The organism is Collimonas sp. OK242, from assembly GCF_900107095.1.
In the GTDB taxonomy this organism is placed as follows: Bacteria; Pseudomonadota; Gammaproteobacteria; order Burkholderiales; family Burkholderiaceae_D; genus Collimonas.
Window position 1 is genome coordinate 185,628 of the sequence record NZ_FNOR01000003.1, and the last position, 19,398, is coordinate 205,025.

14 protein-coding genes are annotated in these 19,398 nt (G+C 58.4%); 5 read left to right on the forward strand and 9 right to left on the reverse strand.

The window, feature by feature from the left end; all coding sequences use genetic code 11:
• Positions 1-6: 6 nt before the first annotated feature.
• The 6 genes from BLV81_RS03995 to rpsB form a co-directional block, all read right to left on the reverse strand.
• Positions 7-831 (reverse strand): phosphatidate cytidylyltransferase, encoded by an 825-nt coding sequence (locus BLV81_RS03995; RefSeq protein ID WP_092352652.1) that lies wholly within the window; start codon positions 829-831, stop codon positions 7-9.
• On the reverse strand, positions 831-1,613 hold the full coding sequence (uppS, locus tag BLV81_RS04000) for a polyprenyl diphosphate synthase (RefSeq protein WP_092352654.1): 783 nt from the start codon (positions 1,611-1,613) through the stop codon (positions 831-833). Before uppS ends, BLV81_RS03995 begins: the two co-directional genes overlap by 1 nt.
• Before the next feature lie 56 nt (positions 1,614-1,669).
• Positions 1,670-2,230 carry a ribosome recycling factor gene (gene frr / locus BLV81_RS04005; RefSeq protein ID WP_092352656.1) on the reverse strand — a complete coding sequence of 187 codons (561 nt, stop codon included), beginning with the start codon at positions 2,228-2,230 and terminating at the stop codon, positions 1,670-1,672.
• Between the two features lie 125 nt (positions 2,231-2,355).
• Positions 2,356-3,072: a UMP kinase gene (gene pyrH, locus BLV81_RS04010; RefSeq protein ID WP_092352658.1), complete on the reverse strand. Its 717-nt coding sequence runs from the start codon at positions 3,070-3,072 to the stop codon at positions 2,356-2,358.
• Positions 3,073-3,323: 251 nt separating this feature from the next.
• Positions 3,324-4,205, reverse strand: coding sequence for a translation elongation factor Ts (gene tsf / locus BLV81_RS04015; protein ID WP_092352660.1), 882 nt, complete (start codon positions 4,203-4,205; stop codon positions 3,324-3,326).
• A gap of 194 nt (positions 4,206-4,399) precedes the next feature.
• Positions 4,400-5,155 (reverse strand): 30S ribosomal protein S2, encoded by a 756-nt coding sequence (gene rpsB / locus BLV81_RS04020; protein WP_092352662.1) that lies wholly within the window; start codon positions 5,153-5,155, stop codon positions 4,400-4,402.
• Between the two features lie 330 nt (positions 5,156-5,485).
• Between rpsB and map the strand changes: the two genes are divergently transcribed.
• The 3 genes from map to BLV81_RS04035 are packed head-to-tail and all read left to right on the forward strand — an operon-like array spanning position 5,486 to position 9,668.
• Positions 5,486-6,304 carry a type I methionyl aminopeptidase gene (gene map / locus BLV81_RS04025; protein WP_092352664.1) on the forward strand — a complete coding sequence of 273 codons (819 nt, stop codon included), beginning with the start codon at positions 5,486-5,488 and terminating at the stop codon, positions 6,302-6,304.
• Between the two features lie 12 nt (positions 6,305-6,316).
• A complete protein-coding gene (locus BLV81_RS04030; RefSeq protein WP_092352666.1) occupies positions 6,317-8,869 on the forward strand; it encodes a [protein-PII] uridylyltransferase in 2,553 nt (850 codons plus the stop codon).
• A 52-nt stretch (positions 8,870-8,921) separates the two neighbouring features.
• A complete protein-coding gene (locus BLV81_RS04035; protein ID WP_092352667.1) occupies positions 8,922-9,668 on the forward strand; it encodes a pseudouridine synthase in 747 nt (248 codons plus the stop codon).
• 41 nt (positions 9,669-9,709) lie between these two features.
• Here BLV81_RS04035 and BLV81_RS04040 read toward each other — a convergent pair whose 3' ends face one another.
• Positions 9,710-10,180, reverse strand: a complete 471-nt coding sequence (locus tag BLV81_RS04040) for a cyanophycin metabolism-associated DUF1854 family protein (protein WP_092352669.1) — start codon at positions 10,178-10,180, stop codon at positions 9,710-9,712.
• The gene (locus tag BLV81_RS04045; protein WP_092352671.1) at positions 10,177-12,489 is read right to left on the reverse strand and encodes a cyanophycin metabolism-associated ABC transporter; all 2,313 of its coding nucleotides are present in this window, start codon (positions 12,487-12,489) and stop codon (positions 10,177-10,179) included. Before BLV81_RS04045 ends, BLV81_RS04040 begins: the two co-directional genes overlap by 4 nt.
• 337 nt (positions 12,490-12,826) lie before the next feature.
• Between BLV81_RS04045 and cphA (BLV81_RS04050) the strand changes: the two genes are divergently transcribed.
• Together cphA (BLV81_RS04050) and cphA (BLV81_RS04055) are read left to right on the forward strand one after the other, a co-directional pair.
• Complete coding sequence (gene cphA / locus BLV81_RS04050; protein WP_092352673.1) at positions 12,827-14,983, forward strand: cyanophycin synthetase; 2,157 nt, start codon at positions 12,827-12,829, stop codon at positions 14,981-14,983.
• A 79-nt stretch (positions 14,984-15,062) separates the two neighbouring features.
• Positions 15,063-17,633: a cyanophycin synthetase gene (gene cphA, locus BLV81_RS04055; RefSeq protein ID WP_092352675.1), complete on the forward strand. Its 2,571-nt coding sequence runs from the start codon at positions 15,063-15,065 to the stop codon at positions 17,631-17,633.
• A gap of 48 nt (positions 17,634-17,681) precedes the next feature.
• Here the strand turns inward: cphA (BLV81_RS04055) and BLV81_RS04060 are convergent, their stop codons facing one another.
• Positions 17,682-19,355, reverse strand: a complete 1,674-nt coding sequence (locus tag BLV81_RS04060; RefSeq protein WP_092352677.1) for an extracellular solute-binding protein — start codon at positions 19,353-19,355, stop codon at positions 17,682-17,684.
• Positions 19,356-19,398 lie beyond the last annotated feature (43 nt).

The window sequence follows — 19,398 nt, forward strand, 5'->3', positions numbered from 1 at the left end:
ACCGACCTAAAACCAAAAACTCAATAACGCGGCCAACGGCAGCACCGGGATCAGTGCATCGACGCGATCCAGCACGCCGCCGTGGCCAGGCAACAGATTGCTGCTGTCCTTGATGCCGGCCCGCCGCTTCAGCAGCGATTCGAATAAATCGCCGGCCACACTGGCAGCCACCAGCACGGTCATCGCCGCCAGCAATCCGGCCCAGCCCCAGGCTGCCAGCAAACGCATCGGAAAAGTTTCGGCCAGCGCCGGCGCCAGGCTGAATCCGAACGCCATGAGCAACACCAGAATCCAGCCGCCGAGCGCCCCTTCCCAGGACTTGCCGGGAGAAATGGAAGGCGCCAGTTTATGGCGGCCGAAGGCTTTGCCGGAGAAATAGGCGCCGATATCAGCCACCCAGACAATTACCAGGACCGACAATAAATACATGGGAGAGTGATGAAACAGCACCACAATCGCCAGGAAACAGCCGAAAATCGCGATGGCGTAACTACCCGCAACCAGCCGGTTGCCCAGGCTGGCCAGGGGCGGCAGGCCCAGCCCAAGTGACGGCACAAAGCGCAAGCACCAGATTGCCACGCACAGTACAAACAATAAACGAATGTTGGGGCCGCTGCCGTAGACCATGATAGCCGTGAACAGGAGCCCGCCAGCCAGTCCCCAGGCGCGAGCCGCTTGGCCGGAAGCGCCAAAGATCCTGGCGCTTTCCCAGATCGCCGCTGCAAAAAAGAGCGTCGAGACGACGGCGAATGCCGGGAAATAATTGAAGTACAAAATCGGCAGCAAAACTGCCAGCAAGAGCAAGGCCGTGATGACACGCGTACGCAACATCAGGAAGCCTGTTCCAGCAATTGCGCGCTGGTGCGCCCGAAGCGACGCTCCCGTTGCTGATAAGAGGCAATTGCCTGGTCCAGCTCGTCGGCGCCGAAATCCGGCCAATAGGTATCGGTAAAATATAGCTCGCTATACGCCAGCTGCCACAGCAGGAAATTGGAAATACGCTGCTCGCCGCCGGTACGGATAAACAGATCCGGCTCCGGTGCATAGGCCATGGCCAGATGCTGCGCCAGCTCTTCCTCGGAAAATTCCCCGGTATCCTGCCCTGCACTGGCGGCAGCGCCTGCTGCGCGGCGCGCCGCCAGCATTTTTTTGACCGCCTGCATCACATCCCAACGGCCGCCGTAGTTGGCGCAGACGGTGACAGTCATTGCGGTGTTGCCGGCGGTTTTACGTTCGGCGTTGTCGATCATTTCCTGCAGCTTGGCATCGAAACGGCTTAAATCGCCGACTACTTTCAGGCGAATGCCGTTGGCGTGCATCTTGCCGACTTCGCGCTCCAGCGCCACCATGAACAAACGCATCAGCAGCGACACTTCATCGGCGGGCCGGCGCCAGTTTTCAGAACTGAAAGCGAACAGCGTCAGGTATTCGACGCCGCGCACGGCACAAGCTTCGACCACCGCGCGCACTGCCTCTACGCCCTTGCCGTGACCGGCAACGCGCGGCAAAAAGCGACTGGTCGCCCAGCGGCCGTTGCCGTCCATGATAATGGCAACGTGCCGTGGCACTGTCGGGCTGGCTGGCAGCGCTTGCGTGGAACTTGTATGGGCCATAAATAATGAAATAAGAAAAATGGAGACCGGCGTGGAGACCGGCAGACCGGCGCTAACTACACCGTCAGGATCTCTTTTTCTTTATCGATCACTTGCTTGTCAATTTCAGCCACGGCCTTGTCCGTCAGTTTCTGGATTTCGTCCTGTGCACGACGCTCGTCGTCTTCCGAACATTCCTTATCCTTGACCAGCTTCTTCAAGCCTTCGTTGGCATCGCGCCGGATATTGCGAATTGCAATTTTTGCATCTTCCGCTTCACCCTTGACCAATTTCACCATTTCCTTGCGGCGTTCTTCTGTCAGCGGCGGCGTCGGCACCCGTATCATCTCGCCTTGGGTGGATGGGTTAAGGCCCAGATCGGATTCACGGATGGCCTTCTCGACCACTGCGATCATTTTCTTTTCAAATGGCTGCACGCCAATGGTGCGCGCATCGATCAGCGTCACATTGGCAACCTGGCTCAGATTGGTCGGGCTGCCGTAGTATTCCACCATGATGTGATCGAGAATCCCGGTGTGGGCGCGACCGGTACGTACTTTCGCCAGATCGGCACGCAAAGTCTCAAGCGACTTTTGCATTCTCAGTTCAGTATTCTTTTTAACTTCAGCAATGCTCATGCTGCTCTCCTATTCGAAAACTTTAAAACGAAAACTTTAAAAATTAATTACGTATTTGTGTAACTCATTTGCGCAATTTATTTGCGTAACTTATTTACGCAAACATTGCAAATTACACAAATAATTTAAACGTGCACCAAAGTACCTTCATCCTCACCAATGATGACCCGCCTCAGCGCGCCCGGCTTGACGATGGAGAATACCTTGATCGGCAGTTTCTGGTCACGGCACAGGGCAAACGCGGTGGCATCCATGACTTGCAGATGCTTGGTGATCGCCTCATCGAAAGTGATGTGCGAATAGCGCGTTGCCGCCGGATCTTTATTTGGATCCGCGCTATAGACGCCGTCAACCTTGGTCGCCTTCAGGACGATTTCCGCGCCGATTTCCGAACCGCGCAGCGCCGCTGCAGTATCGGTGGTAAAAAACGGATTACCGGTACCCGCTGCAAAGATGACAATTTTCCCTTCTTCCAGATATTGCAGGGCTTTAGGCCGCACATAAGGCTCGACTACCTGTTCGATACTGATTGCCGACATGACACGGGCCGTGAGGCCTTTTTGCCGCATGGCGTCTGCCAATGCCAGCGAATTCATTACTGTTGCCAGCATGCCCATATAGTCGGCGGTGGCGCGATCCATACCCTGGGCGCCCGGCGCTACGCCGCGGAAAATATTACCGCCGCCGATCACGATCGCCAGTTCAACGCCTAACTCGGCCACTTCGGCGACATCGGCAACCATGCGATCGATCGTCGCACGATTGATGCCATAGGCGTCATCGCCCATCAGGGCCTCACCGGAGAGTTTCAGGAGAACACGCTTATAAGCTGGTTTTGTCATGGTCTGGGCCCCTTGTGGCTTTCCGATTGATTCACATTTGTATTGGTCAATGCCTGGACTGCAGCGCCATTGTCAGGCCAAACCGCAGCAAAATCCACTATCAGCGCGATTTAGAACAATCAGCGCCGATTCCTGCGACTTTCCCCACCCCTGGATATGGGGCGGGATTCAGCAAGGCATTCCTTAGTCTTCGGCTTGGGAAGAAAATTCCTCAGAGCCAAAAAAACGGGCCTTTCGGCCCGTATTCTTGCTTACGCCTGCTTGGCCGCAGCAACCGTCGCTGCAACTTCCGCAGCGAAGTCATCTTGTTTCTTCTCGATGCCTTCACCGACCACAAACATGGTGAACGATTTAACGCTGGCGTTAGCTGCCTTCAGCATTTGTTCAACAGTTTGCTTGTCGTTCTTGACGAAAGTCTGGTTCAGCAGGGAAACTTCCTTCAGGAATTTCTGTATCGAACCGTCAATCATCTTGGCCGCGATGTCGGCCGGCTTGCCGGATTCAGCCGCCTTCAAGGTTGCTACCGAACGCTCTTTTTCGATCAGCTCAGCTGGCACCTGGTCCGACGACAGCGAGACCGGCTTCATCGCAGCGATGTGCATGGCCACGTCTTTACCGACTTGTTCGTCAGCGCCGTCGAATTCAACCATCACGCCGATACGTGTGCCGTGCAGGTACGAAACCAGCTTGGCGGCAGTATCAAAGCGTGTGAAACGACGAATCGACATGTTTTCGCCGATACGGCCGATCAGGGCAGCGCGAGTTGCCTCAACAGTGCTGCCGTCGAGTGGCAGAGCCGACAAGGCAGCCACGTCAGCCGGATTGTTTTCTGCGACCAGCTTGGCGCAAGCATTTGCCAGGCCCAGGAAATCGTCGTTCTTGGTGACGAAGTCGGTTTCGCAGTTAACTTCCACCAGGGCGCCAACGCCGCCGGCGATATAAGCTGCGACTACGCCTTCAGCTGTGACACGGGAAGCAGCCTTGGAAGCCTTGCCACCCAGTTTGACGCGCAGGATTTCTTCCGCCTTGTCCATGTCGCCGCCAGCTTCGGTCAACGCTTTTTTGCATTCCATCATAGGCGCATCAGTCTTTGCGCGCAGTTCGCCTACCAGTGCTGCTGTAATTGCCGCCATACTATTCTCCTAGCTCAGTTGATGCTGTTTTTGCTGATCTGCCGAACGGCCACCGCTGTGCAGTGCGCCCGATCATCAGTTTTTCCAGCATCATCATTCAAAATATATTCGGGTAAAAAATAAGCAAGTGATACAAAAAAAGGGGCAACTACGGCCCCTTTTTATTCTGAAGCATAAGACCTCAGATTCAGGGATTAAGCCTGATCGTTAACTTCAACGAATTCGTCGCCCGCCGCGCCTTTGATAGCTTCGACCACGTCGTTGACTGCATTGGCACGACCTTCCAGGATCGCATCGGCAACACCGCGAGCGTACAGGGCGATTGCCTTGGACGAGTCATCGTTACCAGGGATAACGTAAGTCACGCCGTCTGGCGAGTGGTTGGTATCAACCACGCCGATAACCGGGATGCCCAGCTTGGCAGCTTCAGTGATTGCGCCCTTGTGGTAGCCGACGTCGATCACGAAAATTGCGTCAGGAATGCCGCCCATGTCCTTGATGCCGCCGATAGCTTTTTGCAGCTTGACCAGCTCACGCTGGAACATCAGGCCTTCTTTTTTGCTCAGCTTCTCAACCGAACCGTCTTCAATCGAAGCTTCCATTTCTTTCAGGCGCTTGATCGATGTCTTGATGGTCTTGAAGTTGGTCAGCATGCCGCCCAGCCAGCGCTGGTCAACGAAAGGCGAACCCGAACGCGCTGCTTCGGCAGCAACGATTTCGCGCGCCTGGCGCTTGGTGCCGACAAACAGGATGTTGCCGCGGTTGGATGACAATTGGCGGATGTACTTCATCGCCTCTTGGTACATGCCAAGGGTCTTTTCCAGGTTGACGATATGAATTTTGTTGCGGTGACCGAAGATGAACGGCGCCATCTTTGGGTTCCAGAAACGAGTTTGGTGACCGAAATGGACACCGGCTTCCAGCATTTCACGCATTGTTACTGACGACATAATTTTCTCCAGGGTTAGGTCTGGAACCCGCTCAGTCACCGCAGTTGCCCTAGACTTGCCAGACAAAAACAGCACCCTTTTCGAGCGGATTCGCGCTTTTAAAACCAGTTTCAAACACGAAACAAACAAGGTATAGCCCAATAACTATTCGAGCTAACCCAAGATTGTACCGCAAAACCCCCGACTTCTTCAAGCACCGCGAGGCATATCTTTAAGCGCATCTGGTTGGCGTCGTTTATAATCGTCTCCTGACTGAATCCAGGCGCTTTTGCAGCTTTTGCCGCGCCTTTTGCTAAAGAATCCACCGATTTTTCTCGATTTTCCTATCTTATGACCTCTATCTCCATCAAAACCGCCGAAGATATTGCCGGCATGCGCGTTGCCGGCAGGCTTGCTTCGGAAGTGCTCGATTACATCACGCCCTTTGTCAAAGCCGGCGTCACCACCGGCGAGCTGGATCGCCTGTGCCACGAATACATGACGAATGTGCAAGACACCATCCCTGCTCCGCTGAATTATTGCCCGCCCGGCTATACGCCTTATCCGAAAGCCATCTGCACCTCGGTCAATGACGTCATCTGCCACGGCATCCCGGGCGACAAGGTGCTGAAAAGCGGCGATGTCGTGAATCTCGACATCACCGTGATCAAGAACGGCTATCACGGCGACACCAGCCGCATGTTTTATGTCGGCGAACCGTCGATCATGGCCAAACGCCTGGGCGACATCACCTATGAGTGCATGTGGCTGGGCATTGCCAAGATCAAACCGGGCGCGCATCTGGGCGATATCGGCCATGTGATTCAGCAGCACGCTGAAAAAGCCGGCTACAGCGTAGTCCGCGAATTTTGCGGCCACGGCATCGGCAAGGTATTCCACGAAGAGCCGCAGGTATTGCATTATGGCCGCCCCGGCACGCTGGAACGACTTGAGGCCGGCATGATTTTCACGGTCGAGCCGATGATCAACGCCGGCCGCCGCGACATTCGCGAAATGGGCGACGGCTGGACCATCAAGACCAAGGATCGCAGCCTGTCGGCACAATGGGAACATACCGTGCTGGTTACCGAAACCGGTTACGAAATACTGACCGTATCCGCGGGTACGCCGCCGCCGCCTGCCTTTATCCAGCAAGCAAGCGCCGCCTGAGCCCAAGAAAACATGACGACCCTTGCCGCGACTCTCAAAAAACAGCTTAGGACCGAGCGGCAAACCATCATCTCTACCTTCCTGGCAGACGGCAAACCGGGTGAGCTGCTAACGGCGTTACGGCGCAGTGTCGACATCGCCCTGACGCAAGCCTGGAAAATGCTGGAAATGCCGCCCGGCGCGGCTCTGGTAGCGGTTGGCGGTTATGGCCGCGGCGAATTATTTCCGCATTCCGACGTTGACGTCCTGATACTGCTGGATGCCAGCCCCGACGCCGAATTACGCGCCAGGCTGGAACAACTGGTGCAGCTGTTCTGGGATATCGGCCTGGAAATCGGCCACAGCATCCGCACCGTAGACGAATGCCTGAGCGAATCCGCTATCGACATCACGGTCCAGACCAGCTTGCTGGAAGCCCGGCTGGTAAGCGGCAATCAGCCGCTGTTCCTGCAACTTCAGGAACGCTGCAACGCAGCCATGGATGCCTGCGCCTTTTTCCAGGAAAAAATCCTGGAAATGCGCCAGCGCCACGTCAAGTATGAAGATACGCCGTACAGCCTGGAACCGAACTGCAAGGAAAGCCCGGGCGGCTTGCGCGACCTGCAAGTAATCCTGTGGGTAGCGAAGGCTGCCGGCCTTGGCGAATCGTGGCCCAAGCTGGCCCAGCGCGGCTTGATCACCGCCGCCGAAGCACGGCAGCTGTCGCGCCAGGAACGCGCTTTCAAGGATATCCGGATTCGCCTCCACATCTACACCAATCGCCGCGAAGATCGCCTGGTGTTCGATGTCCAGACGCCGATCGCCGAAGCGTTGGGTTTCCAGACCACGGAAACCCGGCGCGCCAGCGAGTACCTGATGCAGCGTTATTACTGGGCTGCCAAGGCAGTTACCCAGCTCAACACCATCCTGCTGCAGAACATCGAAGTACAGCTGTTCCCGCAACCGATGGTGCCGCAACGCGTCAACGACCGCTTCAACCAGCTTAACGGCCTGATCGACATGGCCCACGACAACCTGTTTAAAACCACGCCGTCGGCGATGCTGGAAGTGTTCCTGTTGCTGTCCCAGCATAGCGAGCTGAAAGACATGACCGCGCGCACCCGGCGCGCGCTGTGGCATGCGCGCGTCAAGATCGACAACAGTTTTCGTCGCGATCCGGTGAATCGCTCGCTGTTCATCCAGATCATCCAGGCGCCGCAAGGAATTACCCACGCGCTGCGCGGCATGAATGACACCAGTATCCTGGGCCGTTACCTGCCGAATTTCCGGCGCATCGTCGGCCAGATGCAGCACGATCTGTTTCATGTCTACACGGTTGACCAGCATATCCTGATGGTGGTGCGCAATGTGCGGCGCTTCACGATGAGCGAACATGCCCATGAATACCCGTTTTGCAGCCAGCTGATCGCCAATTTCCCGCGTTCCTGGCTGTTGTATGTGGCCGCCTTGTTCCACGACATCGCCAAGGGCCGCGGCGGCGATCACTCCAAATTGGGCATGACCGATGCCTTGCATTTCTGCCAGCAGCATGGCTTATCGGCGGAGGATACCGCGCTGGTGGTGTTCCTGGTCGAGCATCATCTGACCATGTCGCAAGTAGCGCAAAAGCAGGATTTATCGGATCCCGAGGTCATCCTCAACTTTGCCCATGCCGTCAAGGACGAACGGCACCTGACCGCGCTGTATTTGCTGACCGTGGCCGATATACGCGGCACCAGTCCGAAGGTGTGGAACGCCTGGAAAGGCAAGCTGCTGGAAGATTTGTACCGCATGACCTTGCGGGTACTCGGCGGCGAAGCGCCGTCGGCCGATCGCGAATTGAAGAATCGCCAGGAAGAAGCTTTGAAAACCCTGCGCCTGTATGGTTTGGCGCAGGACGCCCACGAACATTTGTGGCGGCAACTCGACGTCGCCTACTTCTTGCGCCACGACGCCTCCGACATTGCCTGGCAAACCCGCTCCTTCTACAACCAGACCGACAGCGCCGTGCCGATCGTCAAGTGCCGCCTGGCGCCGATCGGCGAAGGTTTGCAGGTTGCGGTCTACACCAAGGACCGGAGCGACCTGTTCATCCGCATCTGCAGCTATTTCGACAGCAAGAATTTCAGCATCCTCGACGCCAAGATCCAGACTACCCGGCATGGCTACGCACTCGATTCCTTCCTGATCAGCGCACCGCTGTTTGCCAAGCATTATCGCGACATCATCAATCTGATCGAGCATGAACTGACCCTGTTGCTGCAAACCGACGCGCCACTGCCGGCGCCATCCAAAGGCCGCCTGTCGCGCCTGTCGCGCGCCTTCCCGGTGACGCCCACGGTCGACCTGCGTCCGGACGAGCGCGGCCAGTATTACCTGCTGTCGATTACTGCCAACGACCGCACCGGGCTGCTGTTTGCGGTTGCCAGCGTGCTCGCCAAGCACAAGATCAATTTGCACACCGCCAAGATCATGACGCTCGGCGAGCGGGTCGAAGACGTGTTCCTGGTCGACGGCAATGCGCTCAGCCATGCGCGCCTGCAGATCCAGCTTGAAACCGATTTGCTGGATGCATTGCATATCTAGCTAGCCTGCCTAGCAGTTTTGTTTTTTTATTCTTCTTATTTTTTTGCACTCCATGACCGAACCATTACGCCTTTCCAAACGCATGTCAGAACTCGGGCTATGCTCGCGCCGCGAAGCCGATGAGTGGATAGCCCGCGGCTGGGTCCGGGTTGACGGCATCGTCGTATCGGAACTCGGCAGCAAAGTGCTGCCCAGCCAGCGCATCAGCGTAGAACGCCAGGCCGCGGCCGAGCAATCGAAACGCGTCACCATCCTGATCAACAAGCCGGTCGGCTACGTCAGCGGCCAGGCTGAAGATGGTTACCAACCGGCGGTAGCGCTGATCAAGGAAGCCAATCGCTGGAGCGAAGACCGCTCGCCGACCTTGTTCCATCCAACCCAGCTGCGCAGCCTGGTGCCGGCCGGCCGGCTCGACATCGATTCAGTCGGTTTGCTGGTGCTGACCCAGGATGGCCGCATCGCCAAGCATCTGATCGGCGAAGAAACCAGCGTCGACAAGGAATACCTGGTGCGGGTGCGCTATACCAAAGGCGACAAGCTGCCCGACGCTGAGTTGCGTCGCCTCAATCACGGCCTGACGCTGGACGGCAAACGGCTCAAGCCGGCCATCGTCAAATGGCAAAACGAAGACCAGCTGAGTTTTACTTTGCGCGAAGGCAAAAAGCGCCAGATCCGCCGCATGTGCGATATGGTCGGGCTTAAGGTGCTGGGCTTGAAACGGGTGCGGATTGGCGGCGTGAAACTGGGGAATCTGCCGGAAGGGCAATGGCGTTACCTGGGTGCGGACGAGCAGTTTTGAACTATAGCGTGGGCAAATTTTTCTGCCCACGCCTGACCGCGCTACAAGAAGCGATCCAAAATCTTGCGGCTGGCTTTATCCAGCGCTTGCGTATCGCGTATCAAAAACTGCACGCCGTGGCTGTCGGCGATCAATAAGCTGGTCGCCACGATACGGCGAATATCCTCTTCGCCTTTCAGCGTAAAAGAAGCATCGCCGCGATTGGTTTCCACGTACCAGGTGCTGGGTGCGGTGAAACTCGACACCCGTTGAATGCGCCGGATTTCCGGCATGAATTCGCGGCTCGCCAATTCCTTTTCGACCATCGCCCGGGTTGCATCCGGCAATGCCGTCAGGCGTGAAATCCAGGCCAGCTCCTGGCCATCGGCGCTCACCAGGGAAATGCCGTCGTCCGGCGCGCCGATAGGAAAAGCGCGTACCGGCACCACGCCTTCGTGCACCTCGCCATTCGCACCGGTAAATACCAGGCGGCCAAAGGTGTTGCGGCTTAGTTTGAAATCATGTGTTGTCATGCGACGCTTTCATCACTGTCTGCACTCTCTTCATCGACCAAGGTCGGCTCGGCGTCGACATTGCGCAACTGCGCCTGATAGAGGCGATAATAGGCGCCTTCGCGCAGCATCAGCTCGTCATGGCTGCCGACTTCGACAATCTGGCCGCGATCCAGCACCACCAGCCGGTCGGCCTTGCGCAAGGTCGACAAACGATGGGCGATCGCAATCGTGGTACGGCCTTGCACCAGGTTGTCGAGCGCTTTCTGGATCTCTTTTTCCGTGGTGGTATCGACCGAAGAGGTGGCTTCATCCATGATCAGGATGCGCGGATCGATCAGCAAGGCGCGGGCAATCGAAATACGCTGGCGTTCGCCGCCGGACAGCGCCTGGCCGCGTTCGCCGACCAGCGAGTCGTAACCTTGCGGCAAGCGCAAAATGAATTCGTGGGCATGGGCGGCGCGCGCGGCGGCAACGATTTCTTCACGTGTGGCCTCCGGTTTGCCGTAGCAGATATTTTCCGCAATCGTGCCGAAAAACAGGAATGGCTCTTGCAGCACCAGGCCGATATTGCGGCGATACTCCGAGATCGGCATCGAGCGGATATCGACGCCGTCGATCCGTATCGCTCCTTCCGACACATCATAAAAACGGCAAATCAGATTGACCAGCGTGCTCTTGCCGGAACCGCTATGTCCTACCAGGCCGATCATCTCGCCCGGTGCAATCGTCAGGTTGACGTCGCGCATCACGGCCCGGTTACCGTAACGGAAACCGATGTTGCGCAATTCGATGGCGCCTTTCACATGCTCCAGATGAACCGGGTTGGCGGGCTCCGGCACACTTGATACATGATCCAGGATTTCGAAGATGCGTTTGGCGCCGACTGCGGCTTTTTGCGTTACCGAGACGATCCGGCTCATCGAATCGAGACGGGTATAGAAGCGGCTGATGTAAGCCAGGAACGAGGCCAGCACACCGACCGTGATTTCATTTTTCGAGACTTGCCAGATACCGAAGATCCAGACCACCAGCAGCCCTACTTCGGTCAGCAAGGTCACCGTCGGCGAGAACAAGGACCAGATTTTATTGACCCGGTCGTTGACCAGCAGGTTGTGCTGGTTGGCGTCGCGGAAACGCGTGGCTTCCCGCTTTTCCTGGGCAAACGCCTTGACCACGCGAATCCCCGGAATGGTGTCGGCCAGGACATTGGTTACCTCCGCCCAGATGCGGTCGATCTTTTCAAAACCGTGCTTCAGCCTGTCTCTTACCAGATGGATCATCCAGGCGATGAAGGGCAACGGCACCAGCGTCACCAGCGCCAGCCAGGGATTGATCGAAAACAGGATCACCGCGGTCATGACGATCATCAGCACGTCAATCGCGAAATCCAGCAGATGCAAGGACAGGAAGACGCAGATACGATCGCTTTCGGAACCGATGCGGGCCATCAGGTCGCCGGTGCGTTTGCCGCCGAAATACTCTTGCGACAGGCGCAGCAGATGTTCATACGTGGTGGTGCGCAAATTGGCGCCGATGCGCTCGCTCACCAACGCCAGGATGTAGGTACGGGCCCAACCCAGGCTCCAGGCCACCAGGGCAGAAGCCAGCAGGCCGGACAGGTAGAGCTTGACCAGGTCATGATTGATCGGCCTGCCGTTTTGATAAGGAATCAGCACGTTGTCCATCAAGGGGCCCATCAGGTAAGGCGGCACCAGGGTGGCAGCGGTAGAAATCAGCATCAGGATAAAACCCAGCGCCAGCATGCCCTTGTATGGCGTGGCAAAACGCGCCAGCCGGAACAGGGCCCAGGTCGACGATGGCGCTTCGCCTTTTTCGGGGCAAATCAGGCATTCATCGCTATCCGGCGGCAACGGCGCCTTGCATTGCGGACAAGCAGCTTGCTCCTCGCGCAACGCAGCACGTCCTGCCAGATGATCGTCGCGCTGCTGCTCGAAGATTTTAATCAGGCGCAGCGCTTCCAGGTTGAGACCGAGCGTGTAGCGCCAGCAAGCCAGTTGCTGTTGTTCATCGTGCAACTCCAGACTGCCGACGCCGGCATGGTCATGATGACCCAGCGTCAAACCCGGCCGGTAGGCCCAGTCGCTCCAGCCCTTGTCTTGGTCCATTTTTGCCAGCACGCGGCGATTGGTGATCAACACCACGCCGTGCGCAAAATGCAGTGAAGCATTGAGGTCGACTTCCAGCGACGCCAGCACTTCCTCTGCAGGGGCGAGCAAGGTTGTCACTTCGGCACGCAGGGACGCGGTCAAGATATGGGACAAATAAATACCGGTGGTAGGCACAGGGGATAAGGGGTTGCTTTTCATCTAAACGGCATGGTGTGGCCCGCATATTTACGCGGACCGGATGGAATTTTGTGTGAAATCGCCTTAATTGGCGCACATCGTCTGCCGCAAGTATTATATCCTATCGTGTTTTCAGAAATGTTACTTTTCGTTACCAATTAAACATATCTTTTCTGTATTTGGTAACTCTCTGTAAACCAATTCACGGTTTAGCGCGTTACAGCAAGGAGCCGGTCACCCAAGTCCGACAGGCTCCTAGCTACGGGGTGTCGAATACAAGAATATTAAAACTGGCCCACGCAAAAAAATTCAGCATTCACGCTTCATAAGCCATATTGCATAGTCTCATTGCTCACTCATGAAAAACATTGAAATTCTCCGTATCATGTCGCTGCGCGGTCCAAATATCTGGACGTATCGATCAACCCTTGAAGCGTGGATCGACATCGGCGAACTGGAAGATTTCCCGTCCAATACCCTGCCCGGCTTTAACCAGCGCCTGACCAGCTGGCTGCCGTCCCTGATTGAGCATCGCTGCAGCTACGGCGAACGCGGCGGTTTTGTCCAGCGGCTGCAAGACGGCACCTGGCCCGGCCACATCCTGGAACACGTCACGCTGGAACTGCAAAACCTGGCTGGCATGCCAGGCGGTTTCGGCAAGGCGCGCAGCACCTCGGCTCGCGGCGTCTACAAAGTGGCGGTCCGCGCGCGCCATGAACAGGTGACCCGCGCCGCCCTGCACGCGGCGCGCGATCTGGTGATGGCCGCAATTGAAGACAAGCCATTCGACGTCCACGCCACCATCACTGAACTGCGCAGCATGGTGGATTCGCGCTGCCTTGGGCCAAGCACGGCTTGCATCGTCGAAGCTGCGGACGAACGACGCATCCCCTCATTCCGCCTGACTGAAGGCAATCTGGTCCAGCTCGGCCATGGCATTCGCCAGCGCCGTATCTGGACCGCGGAAACCGATCAAACCAGCGCCATCGCCGAAAGCATCTCGAGCGACAAAGACTTGACCAAGACCTTGCTGCAAGCCTGCGGCGTGCCGATCCCGGAAGGGCAGCTCGTGGAAAGCGCTGCCGAAGCCTGGGAAGCAGCCGAAGATATCGGCTTGCCGGTGGTCGTCAAGCCTTCTGACGCTAATCACGGCCGCGGCGTATTCATCGATCTGAAGACCCGCGCCGAAATCGAAACCGCTTACGGGCTCGCACTGCAAGAAGGCAGCAGCGTGATCGTCGAACGCTTCATTCGCGGCAATGAACACCGGCTGCTGATTGTCGGTGGCCGGCTGGCGGCAGCTGCGCGCGGCGAGCCGCTATCGGTCACCGCTAACGGCACTTCGACAATTCGGCAACTCATCGACGACCAGATCAATTCCGACCCGCGCCGTGGCGAACTTGAAGAGTGCCCGCTCAGCCTGGTGTTGCTGGACGAAGAACCTGTGGTACGGGTCGAGCTCGAACGGCAAGGCTTTACCGGCGAATCGATTCCTGCAGCCGGCCTGCAAGTCTTAATACAACGTAACGGCAATGTCTCTATCGACGTCACCGATCTGGTACATCCGAGCGTCGCCGCGGCAGCTTCGCTGGCGGCACGCGTGGTGGGCCTGGATATTGCCGGGGTCGACCTGGTGGCGGAAGATATTTCCCGGCCGCTGGAAGAACAGCGCGGCGCCATCGTCGAAGTCAATGCCGGCCCTGGCCTGCTGATGCATCTCAAACCGGCGCAAGGCAGAGCGCGCCCGGTCGGCAGAGCCATCATCGAGCACTTGTTTGCGGCGGCCGACAATGGCCGCATCCCGATTGTCGGCGTCACCGGCACGCATGGTAAAACCACTGTCTCGCGCCTGATTGCCTGGCAACTCCATTTGAGCGGCAACCATGTCGGCCTGGCTTGCGGCGACGGTTTGTATTTCGCCCAACGGCAAGTTGAAAAAGGCGACCGCGCCAACTGGGAATCGGCGCAGCGCGTGCTGATCAACCGTGCGGTCGAAGCGGCAGTGTTCGAAAACAGCCACGACACCATTTTGTCGGAAGGCCTGGTCTACGACCGCTGCCAGGTTGGCGTCGTCACCAACATCGCGGCCGACGACAGCTCGCCGCAGTATTACATCACCGATGCCGAGGAAATGGTGAAAGTCACGCGTACCCAGGTCGATGTCGTCTTGCCGAGCGGCGTCGCGGTGCTGAACGCCGCCGATCCGCTGGTGGCCGCCATGGCGCCGCTGTGCGACGGCGAAGTGATTTTCTTTGGCATCGACGCTACCCTGCCGGTGATGGCGGAGCAGCTTGAACAAGGCAGGCGCGCAGTCTTTATCCACAATGACCAGATCATGCTGGCGATCGGCAAAAGCGAAATGCTGCTAGCCGACATCACCACCGTGCCGTTGATTGCACGCAGTAAAGATAGCTTCCAGATTGAAAATGTGCTGGCCGCAGTTGCCGCCGCATGGGCGCTGGATATCTCTCACGACCTGATACGTGCAGGGATAGAGACTTTCGAAATGGTTTAAAAAATTATGCAGGGCCGGCAAGGTTTTGCCACCCTGCTTTTTGACTAGTATTAGCAAGAAAAAATAGGAAAACTTGTTGATGGACGTATCACGTATCCGAGTACTTCGCGGCCCCAATCTGTGGAGTCGACATACCGCTATCGAAGCCATCGTGTCTTGCACCGATGCCGAACGCGCCATTGCAGGCATTACCGGTTTTGAGGCCAAGCTGCGCGAACGCTTTCCACAGATGGGTTTTTTGCAAACCAGCGGCAAGAACGAGGTCGTGTCGATGGCGCATGCGCTGGAAATTGCTGCGCTCGGACTGCAATCGGAAGCCGGATGTCCGGTGACCTTCAGCCGCACCGTGCCGACCCTGGAAGCAGGCGTCTATCAGGTGATCGTCGAATACTCCGAAGAAGAAGTCGGCAAGATGGCGTTCCAGCTGGCGCAGGAATTATGCCTGGCTGCGCTGCAAGACCAGCTCTTCGATCTCGCCAGCGCCTTGGCCAACCTGAAGGAAATGGACGAAGACATTCGCCTCGGCCCAAGCACCGGTTCCATCGTGCAAGCGGCCGTGATGCGCGGAATTCCGTTCCGGCGCCTGACCGGCGGCAGCATGGTGCAGTTCGGCTGGGGCAGCCGGCAGCGTCGCATCCAGGCAGCCGAAACCAACCATACCAGCGCGATCGCCGAATCGATCGCCCAGGATAAAGACCTGACTAAAAAATTGCTGAATGCAGCCGGTGTGCCGGTGCCTATGGGACGGGTTGTCTGCAGCGCCGAAGAAGCCTGGGCTGCAGCGCAGGAAATCGCCGGCGCGGTGGTACTCAAGCCGCGCGACGGCAATCAGGGCAAGGGAGTGGCAGTCAATATCACCGCCCGTGAGCAAGTCATGGCAGCCTTTGAAGTCGCCGCCAAAATCTGCTCGGAAGTGATCGTCGAACGCTATCTGCCGGGTCACGATTTCCGCCTGCTGGTGGTCGGCGACCAGCTGGTGGCCGCCGCCCGCCGCGATCCGCCGCAAGTCATCGGCGACGGCGTGCACACCATCGGCCAGCTGGTAGAACAGGTCAACAGCGACCCGCTGCGCGGCGACGGCCATGCTACCTCGCTGACCAAGATCCGCTTCGATGCGATCGCCCTGGCGACCTTGGCCAAGCAACATTACACAGCCGATTCGATCCCGCAACAAGGTGTGCGCGTAGTCTTGCGCAACAACGCCAACCTGAGCACCGGCGGCACGGCAACCGACGTCACCGAGGATGTCCATCCTGAAATGGCGGCGCGTGCAGTGGCTGCGGCGCAAATGGTGGGACTGGATATCTGCGGCGTCGACGTCGTCTGCAACAACGTCCATCAACCGCTGGAGGAACAAGAAGGCGGCGTGGTGGAAGTCAACGCCGCACCTGGTTTGCGCATGCACATCAGCCCTTCCTACGGCAAGGGCCGCGCGGTCGGCGCTGCGATCATGTCGACCATGTTCGCCAGCGGCGATAACGGCCGCATCCCGCTGGTGGCGGTAGCGGGTACCAACGGTAAAACTACAACCGTACGCCTGATCGCCCACCTGCTGGGACGCAAGGGATTACGCGTCGGCATGACCAATTCCGACGGCGTATACATCGAACAGCAACGCATCGACACCGGCGACTGCAGCGGCCCGCGCAGCGCTCGCAATGTCTTGATGCATCCTGACGTCGATGCCGCCGTATTTGAAACCGCACGCGGCGGCATCTTGCGTGAAGGCCTGGGCTTCGATCGCTGCGATGTCGCCGTGGTCACCAACATCGGCATGGGCGATCACCTTGGCCTGAGCTATATCAGCACGGTCGAAGATTTGAGCGTGGTAAAACGCGTGATCGTCGAAAACGTCGCCCCCGGCGGCCACGCGGTCTTGAATGCAGCCGATCCTATGGTCGCCAGCATGGCCAAATCCTGCCCTGGCTCGGTCACCTTTTTCGCCCACGATTTCCATCACCCGCTGATGACTACCCATCGCGCGCAGGGGCATCGGGTGGTGTACCAGGATGGCAATGCCATCGTCGCCGCCAAGGGCAAGCAGGAACATCGGATAGCGCTGCAAGAGATCCCGTTGACCCGTAACGGCACCATCGGCTTCCAGACCGAAAACGCCATGGCTGCCATCGCCGCCGCCTGGGCCCTGGACCTGGATTGGGACGTGATTCGCGCCGGCCTCGCCACCTTCATCAACGATGCTGCCACCGCACCAGGCCGCTTCAACGTATTCGACTATCGCGGCGCGACCCTGATTGCCGACTACGGCCACAATCCCGATGCAATCCAGGCGCTGGTAAAGGCCATCGACAGCATGCCCGCCAAACGCCGCTCGGTAGTCATCAGCGGCGCCGGCGACCGGCGCGACATCGATATCCGTCACCAGACAGAAATCCTGGGCGATGCTTTCGACCAGGTGATCCTGTATCAAGACCAGTGCCAGCGCGGCCGCGCCGATGGCGAAGTGCTCGGCCTGTTGCGCGAGGGCTTGCAACACGCCCGCCGCACCACGTCGACCGAAGAAATCAATGGCGAATTTGTCGCTATTGATACTGCGCTGTCGCATCTGTCGCCGGGAGATCTTTGCCTGATCCTGGTGGACCAGGTGGAAGAAGCGCTGGCGCATATTGCCAAGCGTATTGCTGACGCTTAAATATAGAGACAGCCGCCGGCCAAGCCAAAAACTGCGCTAGCGGCTTACTCAGATCCGACGATTCGCCACCGCCTTGGCGGCTGCCCGATGAGCGCGGATCAACGCCGTTTGCAGTCTGCCAAGGCCGGCCGCCACATCCGTCCCGGCGTCGAACAGCAACGCTTCAAGGTGATCGCTCAGTATCCGTATCACTGCGTGATAGTGAGGTAGCGCCGGCGCAGGAAATGCCTGAATCTGCTGCGCCTCTGCCAGTTGCCCGATCACGCCGATGACGCGATTGCGCTGCAATACGTAACGGTCCTCGGCCACCGAATAGCGCGCATTGCCTGCTGCGCCGTGCAGCACAAAGTATTTCATCAGTTCCGGCGAAGTCAGCGTCTCGATCGCCTTCCACGCGCGCTGCGCGGCGCTGTCGTGGCTGCTGGACGGTATCGCCAGCAAGGCGCCGCCGAGCGGCGAAACCGGCGTCATGCCGGGCGCAAACGTCGGATGCAACTGCAGACCGATGCGGCCGCCTTTTTGCAATAGCGCATGACTGTCCAGCATGCCGTGGCGATTCGACCAGCCGTAGCACATCGCGGCTTGCCCGCGCCCGAATATCTGTGCGCTGCGCACCCAGTCGGCACGGCGCAGATGAGCTGGCGAATACGGAACCAGCGCGCGCAAATATTCGCAGACCCGCCTACCCGCCTCGGTATCGACCGTCAGCAGGCCGGCGTCGGCAGCAAGCGCGCCCTGCGCCCCAAGAATCTGCAAAAACGTCTCGGCCAGCGGCAGACCCGGCGCGGCGCTCCACGCAATTCCGGCGCGCACCCGACTGGGCCGGTGCAACACGCGAGCGCATTCGATGACGTCTTCGAAGCAACGCGGCGCCGATAGCCCCTCGGCATCGAACAGGTCTTGCCGGTACCAGAGAAAGTCGAGCGTCGGCTGGATCGGCATGCCGTACAGATGTCCCTGGCACCAGCCGGCACGCCATACGGCATCGTAGAAATCGGCGCCGGATACCTGACCGCCCGCTTCCAGCGCTTGCAGATCGAGCAGCCGCTCGCCGCGACACGATTCCGCCAGCCACGGAAACGGAATAGCGACCAGCAGAGGCGCGGCCGGGTCACGGTTCGTCGACGGCGCCAGGGCGGCGTCGAGCATCGGCCGATACGTGTCCTGCGGATAGGTCAGAATGCGCAGCCGCATGCCCAGGAAACGCTCAATATCGGCGCGATTCTGCTTGACGATTTCAAAGACCGGATCGGCATACGCGACCAGCGTCAATTCGACCGCGGCATCAAAACCCGCTGCGGCGGGACGCGGCCATGCGATATCGGCGGCAGGGTTCAGGCTGGCGGCATTGAAACGGTCCAACGACTGCCGGTCGACAGCATCCACCAGCAGCTGGATGGTTTTCCCGGTGATGCTGTCGAGGCGTTCCAGCAGCAACGCCGAAGGCGTGACCTGGGCCCGATTGCTGTGCGCCGACATCGGCGGCAGCTGCAGCCATCCTTGCGCCTTCAATCCAAAGATGATCCGGCGCGCGCTGCTGCGCGGCAGGCCGGAGAGATCGGCGAGCGCGGTGACGGTGAGGTGACGGCCGCTCAGAAAATTCCGCAGCAGCGCGCTGAGAACCGGCCAGGCGTCTTCAACCGCTGCGCCGAGTTCGGAACGCAGTATGTCCAGCAGTTTGTCAACGACGCTGATTGCCGCATAGCGGTCAAGTGCATGCATGGCCGCGCCCCCTCAGATGGATGACTTCAGTGCTGCGGATCGG